The organism is Dyella japonica DSM 16301 (assembly GCF_001010355.1).
GTDB lineage: Bacteria > Pseudomonadota > Gammaproteobacteria > Xanthomonadales > Rhodanobacteraceae > Dyella > Dyella japonica.
Window position 1 is genome coordinate 1 of the sequence record NZ_JPLA01000196.1, and the last position, 465, is coordinate 465.

The following is a 465-nucleotide window of genomic DNA, read 5'->3' on the forward strand; positions in this document are numbered from 1 at the left end:
GTCTGCGAGTGGATGCATAAAACAAAATATCCAGAAGGTTGGTTACCAATCGACACCTATAACAAAGAGGTCGATAGCGTGGTGAAAGATCCTTCTCTTAAACAGGATTGGGAAGGGTTACGTAAAGAAATCATTGAAAATGGTGGGCTACGTAATAGCGATCTTGAAGCATATATGCCTAATGAAAGCTCTTCGCTGGCAACAAACACCACTAACGGGGTTTATCCTGTCCGTGAGCACATTATATTTAAAAAATCGCCACAAGGGCAGGTGCTGTTTATCCGTCCTGAATACGATGACCTGAAAGAGTATGACACTTCGGCTTGGGACGTTGATACTAACGACATGATCGATATGTATGCTGTGATTCAAAAATTCACAGGCCAGGCAATCAGCGCGGATTTATACATAGACTACACCAAGTTGAAAGATGGTAAAATTTCAATGAAGGAGCAGCTAGGGTAC

Annotated in this window: 1 protein-coding gene; it reads left to right on the forward strand. The window is 42.4% G+C overall.

Annotation, left to right across the window (positions count from 1 at the left end; translation table 11 throughout):
* Nucleotides 1-465: hypothetical protein (locus tag Y882_RS18605; RefSeq protein ID WP_046973446.1), on the forward strand; the 465-nt coding region annotated here is incomplete at both ends.